Annotated in this window: 20 protein-coding genes, 1 tRNA gene and 1 pseudogene; 11 read left to right on the top strand and 11 right to left on the bottom strand. The window is 44.0% G+C overall.

The window, feature by feature from the left end; translation table 11 throughout:
• Nucleotides 1-244: 244 nt before the first annotated feature.
• Nucleotides 245-1,372, bottom strand: a complete 1,128-nt coding sequence (locus tag J8N69_RS04280; protein ID WP_168826803.1) for an ROK family transcriptional regulator — start codon at nt 1,370-1,372, stop codon at nt 245-247.
• Between the two features lie 108 nt (nt 1,373-1,480).
• Here J8N69_RS04280 and J8N69_RS04275 point away from each other — a divergent pair, with 108 nt between their 5' ends.
• The 3 genes from J8N69_RS04275 (at nt 1,481) to rep (ending at nt 6,042) form a co-directional block, all read left to right on the top strand.
• Nucleotides 1,481-2,758, top strand: coding sequence for a YbiU family protein (locus tag J8N69_RS04275; protein ID WP_168826805.1), 1,278 nt, complete (start codon nt 1,481-1,483; stop codon nt 2,756-2,758).
• Between the two features lie 162 nt (nt 2,759-2,920).
• On the top strand, nt 2,921-3,850 hold the full coding sequence (locus tag J8N69_RS04270) for a bile acid:sodium symporter family protein (protein WP_211085157.1): 930 nt from the start codon (nt 2,921-2,923) through the stop codon (nt 3,848-3,850).
• A 140-nt stretch (nt 3,851-3,990) separates the two neighbouring features.
• Nucleotides 3,991-6,042 (top strand): DNA helicase Rep, encoded by a 2,052-nt coding sequence (rep, locus tag J8N69_RS04265; RefSeq protein WP_168826809.1) that lies wholly within the window; start codon nt 3,991-3,993, stop codon nt 6,040-6,042.
• A 26-nt stretch (nt 6,043-6,068) separates the two neighbouring features.
• Here rep and J8N69_RS04260 read toward each other — a convergent pair whose 3' ends face one another.
• Nucleotides 6,069-6,452 (bottom strand): c-type cytochrome, encoded by a 384-nt coding sequence (locus J8N69_RS04260; RefSeq protein ID WP_227803974.1) that lies wholly within the window; start codon nt 6,450-6,452, stop codon nt 6,069-6,071.
• 144 nt (nt 6,453-6,596) lie between these two features.
• Here J8N69_RS04260 and J8N69_RS04255 point away from each other — a divergent pair, with 144 nt between their 5' ends.
• Nucleotides 6,597-6,890, top strand: a complete 294-nt coding sequence (locus J8N69_RS04255; RefSeq protein WP_168826811.1) for a putative quinol monooxygenase — start codon at nt 6,597-6,599, stop codon at nt 6,888-6,890.
• A 306-nt stretch (nt 6,891-7,196) separates the two neighbouring features.
• Nucleotides 7,197-7,273 (top strand) — tRNA-Arg (locus tag J8N69_RS04250).
• 236 nt (nt 7,274-7,509) lie between these two features.
• Here the strand turns inward: J8N69_RS04250 and J8N69_RS04245 are convergent.
• Nucleotides 7,510-7,719 (bottom strand): helix-turn-helix domain-containing protein, encoded by a 210-nt coding sequence (locus J8N69_RS04245; protein ID WP_114412609.1) that lies wholly within the window; start codon nt 7,717-7,719, stop codon nt 7,510-7,512.
• A 338-nt stretch (nt 7,720-8,057) separates the two neighbouring features.
• Here J8N69_RS04245 and J8N69_RS04240 point away from each other — a divergent pair.
• The 5 genes from J8N69_RS04240 to J8N69_RS04220 all read left to right on the top strand — a co-directional run bounded on the left by J8N69_RS04240 (nt 8,058) and on the right by J8N69_RS04220 (nt 12,004).
• Nucleotides 8,058-9,208 (top strand): IS3 family transposase gene (locus J8N69_RS04240; protein ID WP_227803973.1). Its coding sequence is split into 2 segments (ribosomal slippage): nt 8,058-8,295 and nt 8,295-9,208, totalling 1,152 coding nucleotides; the frame shifts between segments, so codons are not numbered across the junction.
• Nucleotides 9,209-9,310: 102 nt separating this feature from the next.
• Nucleotides 9,311-9,733, top strand: a complete 423-nt coding sequence (locus tag J8N69_RS04235; RefSeq protein WP_168827686.1) for an Arm DNA-binding domain-containing protein — start codon at nt 9,311-9,313, stop codon at nt 9,731-9,733.
• Nucleotides 9,734-9,783: 50 nt separating this feature from the next.
• Nucleotides 9,784-10,940, top strand: a protein-coding gene (locus J8N69_RS04230; RefSeq protein ID WP_168827682.1) for an IS3 family transposase whose coding sequence is annotated in 2 segments (ribosomal slippage) — nt 9,784-10,054 and nt 10,054-10,940 — 1,158 coding nt in all. Because the reading frame shifts where the segments join, the coding sequence is not laid out codon by codon here.
• A 107-nt stretch (nt 10,941-11,047) separates the two neighbouring features.
• The gene (locus tag J8N69_RS04225; protein ID WP_227803972.1) at nt 11,048-11,743 is read left to right on the top strand and encodes a site-specific integrase; all 696 of its coding nucleotides are present in this window, start codon (nt 11,048-11,050) and stop codon (nt 11,741-11,743) included.
• A 3-nt stretch (nt 11,744-11,746) separates the two neighbouring features.
• On the top strand, nt 11,747-12,004 hold the full coding sequence (locus J8N69_RS04220) for a hypothetical protein (RefSeq protein WP_114413746.1): 258 nt from the start codon (nt 11,747-11,749) through the stop codon (nt 12,002-12,004).
• 417 nt (nt 12,005-12,421) lie between these two features.
• Here the strand turns inward: J8N69_RS04220 and tnpC are convergent.
• The 3 genes and pseudogenes from tnpC to tnpA form a co-directional block, all read right to left on the bottom strand.
• A pseudogene (gene tnpC / locus J8N69_RS04215) lies at nt 12,422-13,903 on the bottom strand (IS66 family transposase); the annotation flags it as partial.
• Nucleotides 13,904-14,121: 218 nt separating this feature from the next.
• A complete protein-coding gene (gene tnpB, locus J8N69_RS04210) occupies nt 14,122-14,487 on the bottom strand; it encodes an IS66 family insertion sequence element accessory protein TnpB (protein ID WP_168827675.1) in 366 nt (121 codons plus the stop codon).
• On the bottom strand, nt 14,484-14,807 hold the full coding sequence (gene tnpA / locus J8N69_RS04205) for an IS66 family insertion sequence element accessory protein TnpA (protein WP_168827677.1): 324 nt from the start codon (nt 14,805-14,807) through the stop codon (nt 14,484-14,486). Before tnpA ends, tnpB begins: the two co-directional genes overlap by 4 nt.
• Nucleotides 14,808-14,922: 115 nt before the next feature.
• Here tnpA and J8N69_RS04200 point away from each other — a divergent pair, with 115 nt between their 5' ends.
• A complete protein-coding gene (locus J8N69_RS04200; RefSeq protein ID WP_114413745.1) occupies nt 14,923-15,327 on the top strand; it encodes a hypothetical protein in 405 nt (134 codons plus the stop codon).
• 52 nt (nt 15,328-15,379) lie between these two features.
• Here J8N69_RS04200 and J8N69_RS04195 read toward each other — a convergent pair whose 3' ends face one another.
• The 5 genes from J8N69_RS04195 to J8N69_RS04175 all read right to left on the bottom strand — a co-directional run bounded on the left by J8N69_RS04195 (nt 15,380) and on the right by J8N69_RS04175 (nt 21,664).
• Nucleotides 15,380-16,204, bottom strand: coding sequence for a M48 family metallopeptidase (locus J8N69_RS04195; RefSeq protein ID WP_114413744.1), 825 nt, complete (start codon nt 16,202-16,204; stop codon nt 15,380-15,382).
• 4 nt (nt 16,205-16,208) lie between these two features.
• A complete protein-coding gene (locus J8N69_RS04190) occupies nt 16,209-17,213 on the bottom strand; it encodes a hypothetical protein (protein WP_227803971.1) in 1,005 nt (334 codons plus the stop codon).
• A 22-nt stretch (nt 17,214-17,235) separates the two neighbouring features.
• Nucleotides 17,236-18,392, bottom strand: a protein-coding gene (locus J8N69_RS04185; protein ID WP_168827682.1) for an IS3 family transposase whose coding sequence is annotated in 2 segments (ribosomal slippage) — nt 17,236-18,122 and nt 18,122-18,392 — 1,158 coding nt in all. Because the reading frame shifts where the segments join, the coding sequence is not laid out codon by codon here.
• 45 nt (nt 18,393-18,437) lie between these two features.
• Complete coding sequence (locus J8N69_RS04180) at nt 18,438-20,759, bottom strand: type I restriction endonuclease subunit R (RefSeq protein WP_227803970.1); 2,322 nt, start codon at nt 20,757-20,759, stop codon at nt 18,438-18,440.
• Nucleotides 20,732-21,664 carry an Abi family protein gene (locus J8N69_RS04175; RefSeq protein ID WP_211085242.1) on the bottom strand — a complete coding sequence of 311 codons (933 nt, stop codon included), beginning with the start codon at nt 21,662-21,664 and terminating at the stop codon, nt 20,732-20,734. Before J8N69_RS04175 ends, J8N69_RS04180 begins: the two co-directional genes overlap by 28 nt.
• Nucleotides 21,665-21,778: the final 114 nt, after the last annotated feature.

Raw genomic sequence — 21,778 nt, 5'->3', positions numbered from 1 at the left:
TTATTGAGAGGGTGTCGCAGAAGGTAGTCAGCGAAGGTTGGATACGTTTTGTAGGCCGGATGAGGGAGGTACGGCCGTGATCAGGCGTGTGACGTTATTTAGCCATTTACATAGGGTTTTGTAGGTCGTGGCTTTAGCCCGACAAGACGAAATTTGTCGTGGCGAGTTTTTTGTCGGCATAAATGCACGACTACAAGATCGACGGAAGTCGTTTTGCGACATCCTCTATTGAGGGGGAGAGGGGCTAATCATCCAGTAGATCGAAGTGTATTTTATGAAAGCCAAATTGGGCGCAGCCTTCCTCTGCATTAACGATTCCAAGCGAGACGAGCATCAACACATGGGCCGCTTGGGCTGCGCCATACAAGGGGGCATTGTCTGGGGCCTGACTCATACACACGACGCTGCTTGGCAATGTCTGTGCAAGGGCTTTGACCATATAAGACTGAAGTAGCGGATTGTTCGCCAAAGGGCCACCCAGCACAATGGCTTCTGGATGGGTAATTTGCGCGGTGGACTGGATAGCTTGAGCAATCAGTGACATATGTGATGAAGGAATTTGAGCCGGTTGTTTCAGCGTATTTTCATAAAATGAGTCGTCATAAATGCCTTCCAGTAGGGTTTTACCCGTGTGTAACGTTACATAGCCAATTTCCCCTGCCATGCCGTTGTGGCCGCGTATCAAGGTGTGTTCGAAAAACAAACCACAACCAATCCCACGGCCAAGGAATACATAGATAAAATTGTTCAATTCGCTGGTTTTTTGTTCCGATAAGGTTGCCCAGTTTACGTCATTGTCGATCACCACCGAGCATTGAAAAACGGTTTCCAGTTGCTTGATGAAATCGATCTCTTGGGCCACGGGAAAAGGAGAATTGGGCATTTTCACGACCGTACCGTCTTTAGGGTGGATCGGGTCGGCAATCGACAAGCCAATCGATAACAAGGGTAATTTGGCCGTTTCAATTAGCTCGCGGATGGCGTTTAGTAAGTCTTTAATATAGGTTGCGGCCGATCGCTTCTCGGGGTAAAGGAGGTGGCGCGATAGGCGTTCATTACCTTGCAAATCCCATAAGCACAGCTGTGTGGAAACATCGTCTAACCCAATGGCCAGCGAGGCACCACGCTGTCGATTTAGCTCGTATAGTACGGATGGACGTTTTGAGGATTGAGTGTCTTTGCTGGTGCATTCGACGATCACTTGGCGGGCAAGCAGTCGTTGTGCCGATTCTGATACTGTGGGTTTGGAGATGCCCGTTAGGCTGGCGATGGCCGCCCTAGAAAGTGCCTTGTGCTCAAGTAGGCAGCCAATAAAGGCTCGATCGGTATTGATGGCGAGGCTGCTGGGTTTATGAGCAATTGGCGTTGGCACTGGGTCGATCCTTGTGGTCGTGGTAAAGATTTTACTTTACATAAAAGTCAGTGAAGATTAATCTGATTTATAAAGTTAGGAAACTTTACTTATTTAATTGGAGGTCTCATGACAACTAAAACCAACGAGCGTATTCAGGCGTCTTTTGAATTGCCAAATGATGTCCCACAGGCGATACGCCAAATGAAATCGGCATGGCGCGCCTCAATTGGTGACGTACCCGCATTAATAGCGCGCATCATGGCGGATTTAGAAGCCGATATTGAAGACATTGAACGTGCCCAAGCAGAGGGTGGAAGTGCATGGCCAGAGGTGACCTTTGATGACATTCATCATAATACGCTCACCGAGGCCATGCGAGAACAGATCAAAAAACGCGGTTGCGTCGTGGTTCGCGAGCATTTTTCCGCCACGCAGGCGAAAACCTGGGATAAAGAACTGGTCACGTATGTAGAGCAAAACGATTTCGACAACCAATACCGAGGCGCTGGAGACGATTTCTTTGGCACCTTGAGCGCTTCCAGGCCGGAAATTTTTCCCATTTATTGGTCAAAAGCACAGATGGAAGCGCGTCAGAGTGAGCGTATGCATACCGTCCAAACCTTCCTTAATGGTTTCTGGAAAGTGCAATCTGAGGGTAAGCAATGGTTTGATCCTAACGTGAGCTACATTTATCCTGATCGAGTTCGCCGTCGCCCGCCAGGTACCACCTCAGGCGGTTTGGGGCCTCATACGGACTCTGGCGCGCTCGAACGTTGGTTGCTGCCTGCTTATAACAAGGTATTTCGACACCTTTTAACGGGGCATTATGAACAATACGATCCTTGGGACGCGGCCTATCGCCCAGAGGTTGATGAGTACGTCGGTGGGACCACTAAGTGCTCGGCCTTTCGTACCTTTCAAGGCTGGACCGCTTTGTGTGACATCAAACGTGATCAAGGTGTCTTGTTTACCATTCCGTTGCCTGCAGCGATGGCCTATTTATTGATTCGCCCATTACTGGATGATGTCCCAGAAGACGAGCTTTGTGGTGTGTCGCCCAGAAGAGTGCTGCCAGTCGATGAAAAATGGCATAGTTTGTTATTGCGTGCCAAAGCCTTAATCCCAGATCTGAACGCAGGCGATTCCGTTTGGTGGCATTGTGACTTGATTCATGGCGTCGAACCCGTTGAGCATCAACAAGGCTGGGGCAATGTCATGTACATTCCAGCGGCGCCGGGCTGTGAAAAAAACCGCCGTTATGCACAGCAATGCGCACAAGACTTTAAACAAGGGCGCTCACCGGATGACTTTCCTGAAGAACATTATGAAACCGAGTGGGAAGGACGCTTTCAATGGTCGGATTTAAATGACAACGGCAGGAAAGGCTTTGCCAGCGAAGCTTAAACGATAACGTTAAAAGCAAAGATAAACGCTATTTTAACCGGTTTCATTTGGTTACAATTCAGCTCCCATTTTTGGGGTAAATAATAATGAATTGTGGTCGTTGATCCGCTTTTGTCGAGTGACTAGCGGCGCAAGCGGACAACATAAATGGAGTCTTGTCGTATGGTTATCCAGCTGTTCCCCCTTTGGGCCTTATTGCTTTCGGGCGTCGCCTTTTTTCAACCGAGCTTATTCACTGGCTTGAGTGCTCAGATCGTTCCCTTGTTAACCATCATTATGTTGGCGATGGGGTTAACCTTAAGCCCTGCGGACTTCAAGCAAGTATTGAAGAACCGCAAAGCGGTGGGCGTGGGTGTGTTATTGCAATTTTTGGTGATGCCGATTGCGGCGTTTTGCGTCGCTTTCGCCTTCGGTTTTGATACCGAATTAACCGTTGGTATGTTGCTGGTTGGCAGTGTGGCGGGCGGTACATCATCAAACGTGATGTGTTATTTAGCCAAAGGCGATACCGCCTTGTCGATTTCTATGACGGCGATTTCGACTCTGCTTGGCGTGGTGTTAACGCCGTTTTTAGTATCGTTAATGATAGGACAAAGCGTTGATGTACCCGTCGCTGGTATGTTAATAAGTTTGTTTAAAATTGTCCTTCTTCCTGTGGCGGCGGGTGTTTTAATCAACACTTTCTTCTCAAAGTTTGTCCGCAAAGCTGAGCCGATTTTCCCCTATATTTCGATGTTTGCCATTGTGCTGATTATTGCCATTGTGGTGGCGTTGAGTGCGTCTAAGATCGTTCAAGTGGGTCTGATCGTGGCGGCCGCGGTGATTCTTCATAATGCGATTGGCTTGACCTTAGGTTACTGGGTAACCTATTTGCTGGGGTTTGATGCTCGGGTCTGTCGTACCATTGCTTTTGAAGTCGGTTTGCAGAACTCAGGTTTAGCGGCGGCGCTGGCGGTGAAATTCTTTACGCCAATGGCGGCTCTGCCTGGCACGATTTTCAGTGTTTGGCACAATATTTCAGGCTCCTTGTTGGCGAGTTACTGGAGTCGTCGATCTGTCTTGGACAATGACAGCGAAAAAACGCCTAAATAAAATGCTTAGCTAGCGTCAATCAAAGGGATGCCTTATGAGCATCCCTTTTTTTCGCCTGTTGGTTTTTTCTCTCAGTGCGAGAAAGTCTATTGTCGGGTACACTTGTGGCTGATTTTTAATAGCCTGAGCCAGAGTTTTCCATGAGCGAACCGTTACCCTCCATAGCCCAACGTTTACGTAATCTGAACGAGCGACAGTTAGATGCGGTGAAAAAAATCGATGGTCCTTTGCTGGTGTTGGCAGGGGCTGGTTCCGGAAAAACCAGTGTAATCACGACGAAAATTGCTTATTTGATTCAAACTTGTGGTTTTAAAGCCAATAGCATTATTGCGGTAACCTTTACCAACAAGGCCGCGCGAGAAATGAAAGAGCGTGTTGTGGGCATGCTGTCAAAGCAAGAAAGCCGAGGCTTGAGTATTTCAACCTTTCACAATTTAGGCTTGCGTATTTTGCGCAAAGAATTCCGTCGCGCGGGTTTAAAAGAAGGTTTCACCTTATTTGATGCTCAAGACTCACTGAGTTTAGTGAAAGAAATTCTCGATAAAGAATTTAACGGTCAAATGGACGCCGCGGCTTATTGTCAGAACACCATTTCCAATTGGAAAAATGACTTAACCACGCCACAGGAAGCCATGACCAATGCCGATACAGAAGAATTCCTTCTAGCCGCGCAAGTGTATGTGCAATATCAGCGATATTTACGCGCTTATAACGCGGTGGATTTTGACGATTTAATTCTTTTGCCAGTTAGCTTATTAATGGCCGATGAAGAGTTACGCGACCGTTGGCAGAAAAAAGTGCGCTACTTGCTGGTGGATGAGTGCCAAGACACCAATGCCAGCCAGTATGAATTGATTCGTTTGTTAGCGGGCTTTCGTCGCTGTTTTACCTTGGTAGGAGACGACGACCAATCCATTTATGCATGGCGTGGCGCGCGCCCAGAAAATCTAGAACGCTTATCGGTGGATTATCCCAACTTAAAGCTGGTCAAACTGGAGCAAAACTATCGCTCCACCAAGATCATTCTAAAAGCCGCCAATACCTTGATCGCTAATAACCCGCATATTTACGATAAAGCTTTGTGGAGTGATCACGAAGAAGGAGAGCCGATTCGCATCATGGTGACGCGCAACGAAGACGCCGAATCCGAACGCGTCGCGGCGGAAATTCAGTCTCGGCATTTACGCCATGAGATCCCGTATCGAGATTTTGCTATTTTATATCGTGGTAATCACCAAGCACGATTATTGGAAATCAAGCTGCAAGCTTACCGTATTCCCTACAAAATGAACGGCGGCACGTCTTTTTTCTCCCGCGCTGAAATCAAAGTTTTAATGGGGTATTTACGCCTTTTGGTGAACCCGTCAGATGACAATGCTTTCTTGCGCATCGTTAATGTGCCACGTCGAGAAATCGGCCCAGCGACCTTAGAAAAAGTCGGTAACCTTGCCTCTGAACGTGGCGTGAGTCGGCTCGAAGCCGCCGGTTATAAAGCGTTAGAAGAAAGCATTACAGGGCGTTCGCTAAAAAGCCTACAGGATTTTGAACGTTGGATGTTAACGCTGCGTCAACGTTTAGAAAGTGGGGCATCGCCCGTGCCAGTGATTGAGCAAATGATCCACGATATGGATTATTACGGTTGGATTCAAGAACAGACGTCGTCCAATAAAGCCGGTGATCGCCGTATTGAAAACGTGCGCTTCTTGCTCGATTCTATCCAACGCATGATGGAATCTGCGTGGGAAGAAGACGAAAACGCTGGCTTGGATCAGGCGATAAGTAAACTGCTACTGATCGACATGCTAGAGCGCCAAGAAGAAGAGGAAGATGAAGATAAGGTTCAGCTGCTGACACTTCATGCTTCTAAAGGCTTGGAGTACCCTCATGTCTTTTTAATTGGCTGCGAAGAAGAGCTGTTGCCCCACAGAAATAGCATTGAAAACGACGACATTGAAGAAGAACGTCGTTTGGCCTACGTGGGCATCACTCGCGCGAAAAAAACCTTATGTATCACCCTCGCCGCCAAGCGTCGCCAATACGGTGAAGAAATCGACTGTATGCCGAGCCGATTCTTGGACGAACTGCCAGAAGAAGATTTGGTCTGGGAAGGGCGTGGAGACGAAGGGGAAAGCGCCAAAAAAGAGCGTGGTCAGGCGTCTTTGTCCGCGTTAAAAGCCATGCTGAATTCTTAGTCCAGAATAATATAACCAGCAAAGTGTTATTGGCTTTGATCAATCATATAGTGAATGGTGTGTAAGAGCTCTTCGTCGCTACAATCAGAACAAATCCCTCTTGGCGGCATGGCTTTAAAGCCTGTGATGACGTGTTCTAATAAAACTTCTATGCCTTTATCAACATGAGGCTGCCAGTCTTCAGCATGGCCGAAACGCGGCGCTCCTGCAACGCCACTCATGTGGCAAGCAATACAGTAAGTATTGTAAATCTGCTCTACGGCGCGGCCCTTGTATGGCTTGGTAGACTGGTTGTTATGGGGTGCGTCTGCGTTAGCGGCTTGACTGTGCATTGGCAATAGGGCGAGTAATAAAACGCCTAATGACACAGTAAACTGACGATAAAAACGCAAATGACGGATAAAAAACACGGTACTTCCTTCTTTTGGTTAAGGACATAACAGGCGATTCATTATACGATAAAAGTATGCTTATAGATGACTATTAAGTCCTTGTTAGGTAATGAAAAACCACATGTTATAAAACGGTCTTGTACTGTAATAGGAGAATGAAAAATGGAAAATGAACTCACCCTAGTGGCAACTATCACGGCGAAAGCAGGCAAAGCGGAAAACTTAAAAGACGCTTTAGTAGACCTGGTGGCGCCAACTCGAGCCGAAGTGGGTTGTTTGCAATACGACTTGCATCAGGATAATCAAGACCCACAGGCCTTTGTGTTTTTAGAGCGTTGGAGTGGTTACGACGTTTGGCATGACCATATGGAAAGCACGCATATCAAAGCTTACATCGCCTTATCAGACGACTTAGTAAACGAATTTGTCGTCAAAGAAATGCACGCCATTGGCTAATTGCCCAAAAAACATCCTCGGACAACGGTCATTGACTTGGTCGTCGTCCGAAAATGTGCAGGCAAAACCAGAATATCAAGGCTTTGGGCTAACATTATTGTATTAAGCACTGGAATCCTGAAGAATTTCCTTTAGAATACGCACTCCAATTTGTTCTGGCTTACTTTGCACCATGCAATAACATCCGCGCCAGACAATCATAATGCGCCCGTAGCTCAGCTGGATAGAGCGTCGCCCTCCGGAGGCGAAGGATCGGCCGAAATGGTCACCGTAGGGCACAGGACAGAAAAGTAAGTGAAATGATATGCACCCGTAGCTCAGCTGGATAGAGCGCGCCCCTCCGGAGGGTGAGGTCGGAGGTTCAAATCCTCTCGGGTGCACCATTTCTTCAATTAATTCAGTGATTTACACGGGTTTTAGCGTTTAACTCTTCCAAGAATACCCCATTTCCTTTTTTTCAGTACTAATGCTGCATTTCAAATAACACTCTTCAAGCTGTCTCAAATGTCCTTCGCTTTTTGTGACCAAAACCGCCTCTTTTTTGACTTGTGACCAAAATGTGGCCATATGGTGACCAAAATGATTTTTAGGTCATTTGAAGCATCGAAATTTTCGCTAGTTACTCTTCGGTTTTTTGTATTTCTAGTAAGTCTTCGATTCCACATCCTAAGTAATTACATAGCTGCTCCAGTACTTCGAACTCTACGCGCACGGCTGTCTCATGGTATAGGCGTGTAATAGTTCCTCTATTAATTCCTGTCTCATTAGAAACGTCTGAAATTTTGAGTTTCTTTTCACCCATAATTTTAGATAAGTGACACTTTATCATCTTAAACCTCAAAAAATGATCTGCAGAAGATCAAAAAGACTTGCAATAGATCTAAAAAAGACTATTATGATCTATAAAAGATCATTAAGGTCTTTTGAAGATCCTAATAACTTGTAGGAGTTTAATATTATGTCACAAACATATCTAACAACCGAAGAACTTTCTGGACGCATCAAGTACGACAGCAAGACTATTCGTCGAAAATTAAAGGACACGGTTCTTATTGAAGGTATCCATTATTTCCGACCATTCGGTGGTCGTAAAATTTTGTACTGGTATGGACCCACTTTAATAGACATCTCATAGCTATATAATAATAGGTAAAAATGAGGTGAATTATGAGTGGAAAACGTTATACTGATGAGTTCAAAATTGAAGCCGTTAAACAAGTCACTGAGCGGGGCTATAAGATTGCAGAAGTGGCTGAGCGACTTGGCGTTAGTTACAAAAGTATGCATGATTGGATAGCCCGATACAGCAAGCCTGAAGCGAGCAGAAAAACGGAAGATTCAGCTCTGTCAGAGATCCAGCGGCTCAAAGCTGAACTTAAACGTGTGACCGAAGAGAGGGACATTCTAAAGGAGGCCGCCGTGTACTTTGCCGGGGAGTCAAAGAAAAGTACACGTTCATAAAATCACGGCTCCACGACTATTCTATTGTTGCCTTGTGTCGAACACTGCAAGTCCATAGGAGCGGTTTTTACGCTTGGCTGGACTGTCCAAAAAGTCGACGAGAGCAAGAAGATGATGAACTTGCCATCACCATTAAAACGCATTGGCTTGAGAGTGGTTGTGTTTACGGCTACCGCAATATCACCACAGACCTAAAAGGAGAAGGTAAGTCTTGTGGGAAGAATCGAGTGCTAAGGGTGATGCGCCGAGAGGGCCTAAAAGCGCTAATAGGCTACAAACGCCACCCTGTTTTTTATCGTGGATCTGAACGTAATACAGCCCCCAATACACTAAATAGAGAGTTTATTGTCCCAGAACCAGATCAAGTATGGGTAACCGATTTTACGTACATCCGGACAAAAGAAGGCTGGCTTTATGTGACCGTCGTTGTTGATCTATTTTCTAGATTGGTCGTAGGATGGTCAATGAGATCAAGGGCGACAGCGGAGTCAGTTATTGATGCTTTACTCATGGCGATTTGGCGACGACGCCCCACAAAAAGAGTACTGGTACACTCAGATCAAGGCGCTCAATATACCTCGAAAGATTGGCAAACCTTCTTAAAAGATAATAATCTGGAAGCCAGTATGAGTCGACGTGGTAACTGTCACGATAATGCTGTTGCGGAAAGTTTTTTCTCGTTATTAAAAAAAGAAAGAGTTCGCAATCGGACCTATCAAACAAGAAGTGATGCTCGCTCAGAGATTTTTGATTATATCGAATGCTTTTATAATCCAAAGCGACACCATGGATCAAATGATGGATTATCGCCATTGCAATATGAGAGGCGATATTTTACGGAGCTAGAAACTGTCTAGGAAACTGGGTCCATACCAGTACATCTGGGAGCAGATAGAGGAAGACATGTTTAAAGCGCCTGCCATTAACACATTGATGGCTGGTGTCCACTAGGAGGGTATATGGGAAGCATTAACGTTAGAAGCGGCAAGTTATTATTGGATTTCCGTTTTAAGGGTGAGCGCTGTCGTGAGCAGACTAAACTGACGGACTCTCCTGCGAACAAGAAGCGAGCTAAGCAAATTCTTGATCGTATAGAGGCTGAAATCACATTGGGTACATTTAAGTATTGGGATTATTTTCCAAACAGCAAAAAAGCGGATTTGTTTCGAGAACAGAAGGATATGTTGACTGAACATACTGCAAAAAAGGCAAGAAAAACGCTTTTATTCAAAGAGTTTGCAGAGCTTTGGTTTGATGAGAAAAAGATCGAGTGGAGAAACTCGCATGCACTTTCAGTGAGAAGTAGCATTGATGTGTATTCAATACCTTATTTCGGTGATAAAGAAGTCGGCAGCATCACAAAAGCAGACTGTTGTGGTTGAATTAGCCGGACACTTCAATAAAGGATAATATCCAATTATTGAGGTGTAAAATGACTAAACGTACTAACAAACAATATCCAAACGATTTTAAGCAAGAAGCGGTGGCGCTGGTGATTGAGCAAGGTTACTCCGTTGTTGAGGCTGCCGCTTCACTGAATATCACTGACAAGCTACTTTATAACTGGGTAGCGAAGTTTAAACAACAAGATGAAGATTCAGAGTTGTCGAAGGATGAGCGGGCTGAACTCGTTCAGCTCAGAAAAGACAATAAGCGCTTGCTGATGGAGCGCGAAATATTAAAAAAGGCTTCAGCGTTTTTCGCAAAAGAAATGAAATAAAATATTCATTTCTCAAAAGTTTAGGTAAGCAGTACCCAGTTGCCATATCGTGTAAAGTGATGCGCGTTAGCAAATCTGCATACTATGCTTGGCGAAAACGTCCCGCGATAATTATCAGTGCACAAACACTGAATTTACATCGTAGGGCGAAGGCGCTTTTTGAAGATAGTCGAGGCAGTCTGGGTAGCCGAGAGCTGGCGAAAAAGCTTCGCAAAGAAGACTTTGATGTTAGCCGGCATCGTGTCATTGGCTTGATGAAACGATTGGGGTTAGTCGTTAAGCAGCGTATCGCTTACAAAGTCACCACAAAGCGCAAAGACAGTGATGCTGTAGCGGATAATTTATTGAACATGAATTTTAACCCGTTAGGCCCAAACCAGGTGTGGGCTGGGGATGTGTCATATTTAAAAACAGGCGAAGGCTGGCTATACCTTGCTATTGTAATGGATTTATTTGGTCGTCGCATAGTGGGTTGGCACACGTCAAAACGTATGACGACAGACTTAATTGAGCATGCATTTTTAAAAGCACATCGCTTACGACAGCCGCCAAAGGGCTTAGTGTTTCATAGCGACAGAGGCTCGCAATACACGAGTAAACACTTTAGAAGCCTATTAAAACGGCTTGATTGCCGCTCTAGCATGGGTGACGTCGGTGCGTGTTGGGATAATGCCGTGGTTGAAAGGTTCTTCGGCAGTTTAAAACATGATTGGTTGTTCAAGGTAGCACAACCAACAAGAGAGCATATGAAGCAAGATGTTGCGGCGTATGTGAAATATTACAATCTGGAGCGATTACATTCGTCGAATGGCGACCAATCACCCATTGAGTATGAAAACTCCTTTAGGAAAGTGTCCGGTTGGACTTGACCAGAACAGACATACTAAATTTTCGTTCAACTCTCGCCAAAGAACCCAAACGGAAAAATAGTGCTCTTAAGCCTGCATCAATCAACAAGATAATGACGCCTCTTAGAATGATTATTAATGAAGCCGCCGACCGATACGAGTTTACCTCTCCTTGGAAGGGAATTAAATCGTTAAAGATCATGAAAACAGACATAGATCCATTTTCTTTGGATCAAGTGAATTTGATTATTCAGTCGGTGAGAAGGGACTTTAAAAACTATTTCACAGTGCGTTTCTTTACGGGAATGCGTACAGGCGAAGTTGATGGTCTTAAGTGGAAGTATGTCGATTTTGAAAGGCGGCAGATTTTGATTCGTGAAACTTGGGTAAAAGGGGAGTTCACTTACACTAAAACAGACGGCTCGCAGCGAGAGATTTATATGTCTCAGCCAGTTTATGACGCATTAAAAGCGCAATACAAAATGACACATGATCAGAGTCTAGTGTTTTGCAATATTGATGGTAGCCCTCTTAAGAGTGACACAGTGACGAAACGTATTTGGTATCCATTGTTAAGGCTATTAGACCTCAAGAAGCGTCGTCCTTATCAGACGCGCCATACCGCAGCTACGCTTTGGTTAGCGTCGGGTGAAAACCCAGAATGGATTGCTCGTCAGATGGGTCATACAACGACGGAAATGCTATTTCGTGTGTACTCACGGTATGTTCCGAATTTAACCCGACAAGATGGTTCAGCCTTTGATCGTCTATTGTTGCAAGAACACATAAAGTTAACCGAGCAAAAATCTGAGACTGGAGAATAAAGTATGGCTAAATCGAATGTTTGGGTGACGCCTAAGGCTGAAAAGTTTTCAAAGATGCTAATTGATGACCTTCATATTATTGATGGCGTAGGTTTAGCCTCTATACTTAATTTGGCTCCAGTTTATACAAATAGTGAAGCTGTGGCACTCTGGGTGCAAGAAAAGCTAACCAATGAATATGAGCGCTATTCTGATTATGGGCTTTTGAGGTGTTCTTTAGTTGGGAGTGTTCCGGCTTTTTTGCAAGGAGAATGTTGGTAATCTGTAATGGTAAGGTAGGGAGTGCTACTCCCTACCTTTGTGTGTTGTACTGTAAGCGCCCTTAAATCAGCATTCTTGTCGTTTAATTTGTTTTGTGTTGTTGTAAATGACCTTGTAGTGATCATCCATCGATAATGTAAATTGATACGTGAGGTTGCATCAGGTGTCAAAAAAGGCTAGGGTAAATATAGACAGAGGGCGAACGGATTTGCCTACGCCTCCAGGAGGGAGGCTCTGTCTCTTTTCAGGAAGATTCAGTGGCTGCAGGGATGCGGCGGTAAAGCCTTTCTTTGATTTCTCTTCTTTGCTTTTACGATTTCTATTTTTTTATTTTACTTTTTTATTTTACGCCTACCCGTTTCTTTTTTATCCCGTGCTTTTTGCTGTTGTGTCCGTTTGCTTGATGGGCGTGTGCCTTTACAGCGCCGCTTTAACACGCCAAGGCAATAAGGCTTCTAATTTTTCAACGGTGTCGGCGCTAGCGATGTGCTGCAGGATATGCAAAATATACGCATGAGGCTCTAGGCCGTTGGCTTTGGCGGTTTCGACAAGACTGTACCAAGCCGCGCTGGCTTTGGCCCCTTGTGAGGTGTCGGCGAATAACCAATTCTTACGTCCAATTGCGAAGGGGCGGATGGCGTTCTCAGCCAAGACATTGCTGATGTGCAATTGCCCATCCTCGCAGTATCCCGTGAGTGTCTCCCATTGGTTGAGGGCGTAGCGGATGGCCTTGTAGGTCAGCTGGTCTTTTGGGGTTTTATCGACATTATTGCCGAGCCATTCTTTAAAGGTGTTGAGGGCCGGAAGGCTTTGCTCTTGGCGCACGCGATGTTTCTCAGCGTCGCTCAGGTCTTTTATCTGTGTTTCAATCCTGTAGAGTTTACGGATATGGCTTAATGCCACCTCGGCTTTGGTAGGGGGTGAGTTTTTGTTTTTCTTTTTGGTGTCAGCGCCTTTGCTGGCCTCAATAAATTTACGGCGCACGTGATCCCAGCAACCAATGCGAGTTAGGTTGTATTTCTGGCACACGGCATTGTAGCCGCCATAGCCATCGGCTTGCAGGACACCTTTAAACCCATCGAGCAGCTGCACGGGTACCTCCCCATTTCGGGAAGGGTTGTATTCAAAACGCACGATAGGTTTGTCTGGCGGTCCGCCGCGTATCACCCACATCCATTTATCCGATTGGGCGGTTTTGCCGTCTTCTTTGAGCACTTGGATACGGGTTTCGTCACCCTGTAGGTACCCCGCTTCCAATTGGGTTTCCCAAGCAAGATTCAGTAGGGACTGGACTCTGTCAGTCAGCAGGATGACGTGGTGGGCCATGCTGGTGCGGTCATAATGCCCTCCGTAACGTTCGATCTGTTTTTCCAAGCGATACAAGGGCAGGCCATCCGCATATTTTCCAGCGATGATGTAAGCCAGCGCGCTGATGCTAATGGCACATTTACCGAGTGGGTGAAGAGGACGTTTGGCGACAACGATGTGGTCTGCTTGGTCCTCTTGTGTTTTAAAGACGGCTTTTTCCTGCCAGTACTCTAACACTCGAACCTGGGCGGGTATGATGTCCAGTTCTTCTTTGACCTTGCTGAAAAAGGTAGACGTGGCACCGGCTTTTTCTTCTTCTGACAAACGCAGTTCCACCCGTACGCGAGTCAGTTTGTCAGAGAAGCCACGTTGGCGTTTACGAGATCGAACCGCTTCTGGAAGCACGTCTTCGGGCAGTTGTTCGATCAGAGCCGCAATGGCCGCTTCCAATTCCACCTCATCAAACAGATCGATTTGATAGACGGACTTTTCACTGCTTGCCGCAAACTTCTGAGCCTTGGCTAAGCGCAGGAGCTCCTCTAACTGTGCAATTTTACGGTCTCTTTCATCCAGCAAGGCTTTTTGATGCTGAATAACCTGATGGTGATCATCAAGGAGCTGATTTTTCAGCTCTAGTACCTGATCTCTTTGCGCTAACACCTGATCTTTTTGCACGAGATCTTGGTCTTTTTTGACCAGCAACGACAACAACTCCGCCTGTGACAGAGTCGCATAATTGACCGAGATGTTGTGCGTATTAGGGGCTGTTTTCATGTACGTTATTTTATCATAACAGCCCCTAAAACGCGTTAAAAAACAGACTCATAATGCAATTTTTTATGGCCTTTCATCGCCGTTATATCATAGCCATCCAGCAGCCAATTAATCTGTTGTCCAGTAAGAGAGATCACCTCGTCACCCTTTTTGGGCCAACGAAACTTGTCCTCGGCAAGGGTTTTGTAATACAGCACAAAACCATTGTCCTCCCAAAATAAACATTTAATTTTGTTCCGGTGCCGATTGGTAAACGCATACAAAGCACCATCAAAAGGATTCTGCGCCAACTCCTGCTCCACAATCGCTGCCAGCCCCACAGCGGCTTTACGAAAATCCACTGGCTGACGATAAAGATAGATCTTAGGCATGTCGACCGACGGGCGAAAATAACGTGTCATAACGCCCACTCCAACAACTGACGAACCAAGGTCACATTGGTCGAATCAATACCGTGGATTTGCATGCCATTTGGCAAAGACACCGACAAGCCTGACCCTAACTGGCCCAATGAAGGTTCCACTTTGATAAAACTGGACGACTTGTCCTCCGATATTGGGGCTGATGGTGTCTGACATTTCTGCCGCCAATACATGAATTGAGAATAATTGAGATCGTTTTCTTTGCAGAACCGAGCACTGGACATGGCCGCTGCCTCAGCAGCTGTGACTTGCGCCCGCCAAAAGTCAGCACGGGATTGAGGATCCGAAAAAGTATTCATAAAGACACCTGTTCATGGTTAAAGTAAACAGGTGTTAGGTTCTGATATTACGAGAAGGTCAGCAAGAATGCAGATTTAAGGGCGCTTACGTTGTACTTTCAATTATGGAGTGAAAATGGATATATCAACATTAGATAAATTGGACCTTAGTAAAAATTGTGCCAATGTCATTCTTTGGTTGAAGCAGCAAAGTTCCCAGCAATGCTGGGACTTGTCTGATGATGAAATGGCGACATTACTTGGGGGGATTCAAACAGAGAAATGGAAGTATTGGCAGGAAATCAGTGAAGAGATTGGAATGCTAGATTTAGAGCTCCAAATAATAGAACGATTATCTTTATTGGCTGGTATTTATAAGGCGATACACCAAAGTGTACCAATTGGCTTACATTACAGCTCTTTTAAAAGACCTATTAATCATCCTCTTTTTGAGGGGCTTTCGGTTAAAGAATATTTGTTAAAAAATAGTTCGATTAATGATTTTTATGAGGTTAGAGATTTCTTTTTAAGTAGGATGTGAACGAATTGGATCCTCTAGTTCATTCAGCCCATGTCATACTAACTTTTAAAAGTTAGTCGTTTAAAAACATTTCAGCCATATCATCCAATTTTGCTTTTACGTCTTTCCAGTTAGGCATTACTTGGGTTAATAAACGCCAGAAACGCTCACTGTGGTTGTGTTCTGCGATATGGCAAAGTTCGTGCAAAATCACGTAATCAATGCATTCTTTAGGTGCTTTAATAAGGTGAGGGTTGAGCATCAGGTTGCCTTTGGTAGAGCAGCTTCCCCATTGTTTTTTCATAGCCATTACGCGAAAAGAAGGGATTCCTATCACCCACGTTGTTTTTGGTAAGAGCGCTAGTAGTCGATCATTGAAAACCGTTTTTGCTTTCTGTTGATACCACTTGTCGATTAACGGTTTAATGTTCATCAACCGATCATCAATGTCTTTATTCACTTCGTGCTTGATTGTAAGGTTCAATTTGCCACGGCTTAGCTTTATGTTTGGGGCTTGCTCGGCATCAACGATGACCTTTAGCACATAGCGCTTACCTAAATAAAATTGGGTTTCGCCACTCACGTAACGCTTAGCTAAAACCGCGTCTTTTTGCTTTGCAAATTCATTAATACTTTGCCAAATCCATCTGGCACGCTTATGCATGGCACCTTGAATAGCATCATCTCTTGCATCATGAGGCACAGTAGCCACAACACGTTGATCTGGATGAACCTTAATAATTACCTTGCGTGCTACTTTTTTAGTGTTATCAGCAGGCTTTGTTTTACGAATAACATCATAGTGAATGGTGTCGTTACCATAGGTAAAAACACCTTTTTTATTTGATGTTCTGCTTTCTTTTGAATGAATAGAAGCGGCTACTGTTTTTTGACTCACTTTATTAGCCTCTAGCTATACCTAATCGGGTTATCTTCAGCACTTCTTCAATCAGCTTTTGAGCATTATCAAGGCCAAGATCACTAAATAACATTGGTAATAACTTCATGTGTATAGCGTTTTCAATTTCCGCAGGGTTAATGGAATACTCTGCGACCGCATCATTTACAACTGCATCAATATCAAAAGCAATCGATACTAGCTTTTTATTATCTAGTGCCTTCTCAGTTAAGAATTCAGCATCAAATAGATGTTTGTACAAACCAAAGTAAGCTTGCGCATGTTTGTTTAGCTTGCCTGCATCATCTACAAAATCCTTGGGAATATCAGCCACTTTGCGATTTTTCACTTCCTGTTCAAAGTCAGCAAAGAGAATGTATTGTTTAACTGGTGCATCAAACATGGCTCTAGCATCTTCAATCGCCTTTTTAAGCATCTTAGAAAAATACTCTTGAGCATAGGGATCATCTTCTAAGTCTTGCTTAATCATTTTTGTAATTCGGCCAGTAATCTTATCCGTTTGGTTACGAGCCTCGTCATCGCTTATATCCTGCGGCTTTAAGTCTTTTCCTAAGTTAGCAACTAAGTAAGCACCGTCAGGCTCTTTTATTTCTATACCTGCAATGTGCTTGTCGAGAAGGCTTCTGATGTCTTCTGAGTATGCATCGTAATTCACGGTCTCACCTGCATCTTCGCGTACTTGTTTACGCAGATGGACAAAAACTTTTAAGTCACGCTTGTATAGGTCACGTCTATTATCGAAGGACTTATCTTCAAAGTAGGTGGCTGATTGCAGTGCTACTTTCATGCAGTTTGAAAACGCAGTGAGTGTAGAGTAAAAGTCATCACGTTTCTTAAGATTTGTATCCGTCAGATTTGTACCTATTTCCTGTATTTTAGGTGCAAGTGCTTGACGCAAAGCGGGGCCATCTTGTTTATTCTTAACCCCTTCAAATAATAACCACAACTCACTGTGTAGGCCTGGAAGTTTTTTGTATTCGGTATCCATGCGGTTATACAAACTGTTCTGGTCAAGTCCAACCGGACACTTTCCTAAAGGAGTTTTCATACTCAATGGGTGATTGGTCGCCATTCGACGAATGTAATCGCTCCAGATTGTAATATTTCACATACGCCGCAACATCTTGCTTCATATGCTCTCTTGTTGGTTGTGCTACCTTGAACAACCAATCATGTTTTAAACTGCCGAAGAACCTTTCAACCACGGCATTATCCCAACACGCACCGACGTCACCCATGCTAGAGCGGCAATCAAGCCGTTTTAATAGGCTTCTAAAGTGTTTACTCGTGTATTGCGAGCCTCTGTCGCTATGAAACACTAAGCCCTTTGGCGGCTGTCGTAAGCGATGTGCTTTTAAAAATGCATGCTCAATTAAGTCTGTCGTCATACGTTTTGACGTGTGCCAACCCACTATGCGACGACCAAATAAATCCATTACAATAGCAAGGTATAGCCAGCCTTCGCCTGTTTTTAAATATGACACATCCCCAGCCCACACCTGGTTTGGGCCTAACGGGTTAAAATTCATGTTCAATAAATTATCCGCTACAGCATCACTGTCTTTGCGCTTTGTGGTGACTTTGTAAGCGATACGCTGCTTAACGACTAACCCCAATCGTTTCATCAAGCCAATGACACGATGCCGGCTAACATCAAAGTCTTCTTTGCGAAGCTTTTTCGCAAGCTCTCGGCTACCCAGACTGCCTCGACTATCTTCAAAAAGCGCCTTCGCCCTACGATGTAAATTCAGTGTTTGTGCACTGATAATTATCGCGGGACGTTTTCGCCAAGCATAGTATGCAGATTTGCTAACGCGCATCACTTTACACGATATGGCAACTGGGTACTGCTTACCTAAACTTTTGAGAAATGAATATTTTATTTCATTTCTTTTGCGAAAAACGCTGAAGCCTTTTTTAATATTTCGCGCTCCATCAGCAAGCGCTTATTGTCTTTTCTGAGCTGAACGAGTTCAGCCCGCTCATCCTTCGACAACTCTGAATCTTCATCTTGTTGTTTAAACTTCGCTACCCAGTTATAAAGTAGCTTGTCAGTGATATTCAGTGAAGCGGCAGCCTCAACAACGGAGTAACCTTGCTCAATCACCAGCGCCACCGCTTCTTGCTTAAAATCGTTTGGATATTGTTTGTTAGTACGTTTAGTCATTTTACACCTCAATAATTGGATATTATCCTTTATTGAAGTGTCCGGCTAATTCAACCACAACAAACCTTTCAGATCATCAATATCAAAACCGCCTTGAGTGCGTTCTGCAAGGTCTTGGTACTTCTCAATAGTGGTATCAAGCTCTCTTAAAATACCTCTGTAGTCAATCAAGTAACCAAACTGCTTTTTGCTGTGTAAGCGGTTTACACGAGCAATGGCTTGAATAAGGTTGTGCTCTTTTAGTGACTTGTCTATATACAGTACGGTGTTCTTTGGTTCATCAAAGCCTGTTAAAAGCTTATCCACCACGATCATGATGTCAGGACCATCGTCTCTGCTAAATTCTTCAATAATAGCTTTGGTGTAGGCTTTCTCGTCCATTTTATTAACGTTAGACTTCCACCAATTTTGTACAAGGTCTTTGCTTTCTTGATCAACAGTATCGTGCCCCTCACGGGTGTCAGGGGAGGATATGGCGACAACCGAAGTAACTGCACCAATTTTATCTAATGCCGTTTTGTAGCGAATAGCAGATGCCTTAGAGTCACAGGCTAATTGTCCTTTTAACCCTTGCTGCTTAAAGTTTTGGAAATGATCGGAAATATCGTAAGCGACTAATTCAATTCGGCCTTCGGCTTGGTAGATCTGACCTCTTTGTGAAAACTTTTTCTTCAAGTCGGTTTTTTGTTCGTCACTGAGTTGGCTGGTACTACGTTCAAACCAAGCATCAATGGCTTTATCGTTAACATTCAATTCAGGAATGCGTTCTTCATACAAAAGTGGTGTAACGGTTTGATCTTCAACCGCTTGCTGCATAGTGTAAGAGTGAATGATCTTTCCGAATTTATTTTCTGTTTTATCGTCTTTTAAAAGTGGTGTACCAGTAAAAGCAATAAATGCCGCTTTAGGCAGCGTCTGCTGCATGCGAATGTTGTTTTCACCGTTTTGACTTCGGTGGCCTTCATCCACTAATACAATAATATTTGGGCTGTCGTTATAACAATCTTTTTGCTTAATAGCAGAGCCAAACTTATTAATTATTGAGAAAATAACTCGCTCGTTTCCTTGACCAATTTGTTCCGCTAAACGTTTACCAGTGGTGGCCATGGCATCTTTTCTATCTCGGTAGGTTAGTACACCACCAGAGGCAAAAGTACTGCTGAGTTGATCTTCTAAATCCACACGGTCGGTTACAATGATTAATCGGCATTGAGCGAGTTCTTCTAGCCAAATAAGGGCTTTTGATAGAAATACCATGGTAAATGACTTACCGCTGCCCGTGGTGTGCCAGATAACACCACCTTCACGAGCCCCAGAATCATCAAAAGTGTTGATGCGCTCTACCAGTGCCTTTATGCCAAATACCTGTTGATAACGAGCCACAATTTTTCCTGCTTTTTGATCAAACAAGGTAAACAAGCGGGTCATTTCGAGGAGGCGATCAGGACGTAACAGGCTAACAATTAATCTGTCTTGGTCGGTAACGGTTAGTTCCCCGGCAGCGACAAGCGAAAGGTAATTATCTTTTACTCTGGTAGAGCGATGATTAAACAAGGCATTTAGCTGCTCATTGTTTAGTTTATTGTTTTTAAGTCTTACAAATTCCGCTTCTGGAATATGTTCTTCTTTCCATTTTGCCCAAAATTTTTCAGGTGTGCCGCAGGTCGCGTATAAACCTTCATGTCCATTTATCGCTAACAGCAATTGGCTATAGGCATATAAATGAGGGATTTCTGTCTGCCCTTGATTACGAATATGCTGTGAAATTGCCTCGCTATTGGTCGATTTACCTTCTTTATTGGAATCCGGACGCTTCGCCTCAATCACAACCAATGGTAAGCCATTTACAAAACACACAATATCAGGAACTCGATTGCTAGTGCCTTCTGTATTTCGTACCATCAATTCTTCTGTGAAGTGAAACTGGTTGTTACTTATATCGTGCCAATCAATTAGCTTAATGGTGGGAGATGCTTTTTTACCATCTATAAATTCAGTAACACTTATGCCATACATCAGTGCATTGTAAATTTTTTCATTGGCCGCTTTTAAGCCTAAATTCATAGCAGGGTTAAGCTCATGCATCACCTTATCAATAGCGGCTTCAGACAAGTTATGTTGTTTACCTGCAAACGGAAATGTTTGTTTGGCTAAAAAAGCACGCATTACAGGGAGTAGAATAACTTGATAAGAGCTCTTTTTCTCACTGGTTAGACTATTGCTACGTAAGGCTTCACATTCAGTTGGTGGAATAAACTTATAGCCAAGATTAGTCAGAAGAGTTAACGCTGGGATCTTAGAGCTCGCTTCTTCTGTGAAGTAGATTGTTTGTTGTGTAGTTATTTCCATATTGGGTGTTCGCTCCAATTGTCAAGCATTCCCATTGCTGATCGCCAGCGTTTATTATGAGCAAGTAGGTCGAGGGCTTGGTTTACTTGCTGTGCCCAATCTTCACCATTCCCCGTAGCTCTTAGTAAATGTCTTAGCATGAGTAGAATATAAAAAATTCTATCATTTCTCGGTGTTAGAGGAGACAGCCAGTTTGCTTCTTTTGTTTTATCTGGTTTGATGGATAACGTACGATTCCATAACCTACTATGATGTGCGCGTACGTTTCTAACGTACGTTAGCGTGTGTAGCCAGTCGCCAAGCTTTTTATGGTGGAGATTAAAGTGCTGAACGATAGCTTTTTTATCTTCAATTCCTTTTTTTTGATCATTTATTAAACCACCATAACCAAATGATAAAGTACCCAATGACATTACTTCTGTCAGCATCCAAATGGGAATTGAAGGGAAGTTTTGGAAAGTGTTTTTGTAGTGATCGATAAACTCGTCTTTTGAACGGTGTACTTCACTTTGTAATTGAGTAAGCCACTTGTGATGATCAAACTTATTGTGGAAATTGTTCTTGTCTGCGTACCCAAAGGCACAGTATCTATGCCCGATATGGTAAGTGAATTGAGTACGAACAGAAACTTCGACTCTTTCAATGGCGTCTGTGACTAAAGAGCGTAACTTTCGATCTGTTTCATATAGAAAAAGAGCATCTTCAAAAAAAGTCTCTTTCTCAAATTGATCTAACACTTGCTGTGGGGAGGCCGTATCACGCAGTCTAAAAGGGTACCAATATGCACTTAAGCGATAGTAGCTAATATTGGCTAATGTACTTTCAGCAAAGGTTTTATCTTTGAGCAACATACCTTTATTTTTCAGGTGATTCACTTGGTCTGAAAAGGTAAGAGAAGGCTTTGTGTATGGCATTAAAGGCATGTACTAGCCTTTTGCTTTTTTGACTGGTTTTTTTTAGGTGTAAAAAAACCGCCAAGGTTGCGCGTTACATCTTTAATCGAAGAAAAAAGAGCACTAAGCGTGACGGTTATGTTG

Origin of the sequence: Marinomonas profundi (assembly GCF_020694005.1) — a bacterium.
GTDB classification, from domain to species: Bacteria; Pseudomonadota; Gammaproteobacteria; order Pseudomonadales; family Marinomonadaceae; genus Marinomonas; species Marinomonas profundi.
This window is presented reverse-complemented; position numbering and strand designations above follow the sequence as displayed.

Bases quoted from the DNA above. Each gene is read 5' to 3' on its own strand.
- J8N69_RS04275 (WP_168826805.1), top strand. From the start codon at position 1,481: ATGACAACTAAAACCAACGAGCGTATTCAGGCGTCTTTTGAATTGCCA.
- J8N69_RS04270 (WP_211085157.1), top strand. From the start codon at position 2,921: ATGGTTATCCAGCTGTTCCCCCTTTGGGCCTTATTGCTTTCGGGCGTC.
- rep (WP_168826809.1), top strand. From the start codon at position 3,991: ATGAGCGAACCGTTACCCTCCATAGCCCAACGTTTACGTAATCTGAAC.
- J8N69_RS04255 (WP_168826811.1), top strand. From the start codon at position 6,597: ATGGAAAATGAACTCACCCTAGTGGCAACTATCACGGCGAAAGCAGGC.
- J8N69_RS04245 (WP_114412609.1), bottom strand. From the start codon at position 7,719: ATGATAAAGTGTCACTTATCTAAAATTATGGGTGAAAAGAAACTCAAA.
- J8N69_RS04235 (WP_168827686.1), top strand. From the start codon at position 9,311: ATGGGAAGCATTAACGTTAGAAGCGGCAAGTTATTATTGGATTTCCGT.
- J8N69_RS04225 (WP_227803972.1), top strand. From the start codon at position 11,048: ATGATTATTAATGAAGCCGCCGACCGATACGAGTTTACCTCTCCTTGG.
- J8N69_RS04220 (WP_114413746.1), top strand. From the start codon at position 11,747: ATGGCTAAATCGAATGTTTGGGTGACGCCTAAGGCTGAAAAGTTTTCA.
- tnpB (WP_168827675.1), bottom strand. From the start codon at position 14,487: ATGACACGTTATTTTCGCCCGTCGGTCGACATGCCTAAGATCTATCTT.
- tnpA (WP_168827677.1), bottom strand. From the start codon at position 14,807: ATGAATACTTTTTCGGATCCTCAATCCCGTGCTGACTTTTGGCGGGCG.
- J8N69_RS04200 (WP_114413745.1), top strand. From the start codon at position 14,923: ATGGATATATCAACATTAGATAAATTGGACCTTAGTAAAAATTGTGCC.
- J8N69_RS04190 (WP_227803971.1), bottom strand. From the start codon at position 17,213: ATGGATACCGAATACAAAAAACTTCCAGGCCTACACAGTGAGTTGTGG.
- J8N69_RS04175 (WP_211085242.1), bottom strand. From the start codon at position 21,664: ATGCCTTTAATGCCATACACAAAGCCTTCTCTTACCTTTTCAGACCAA.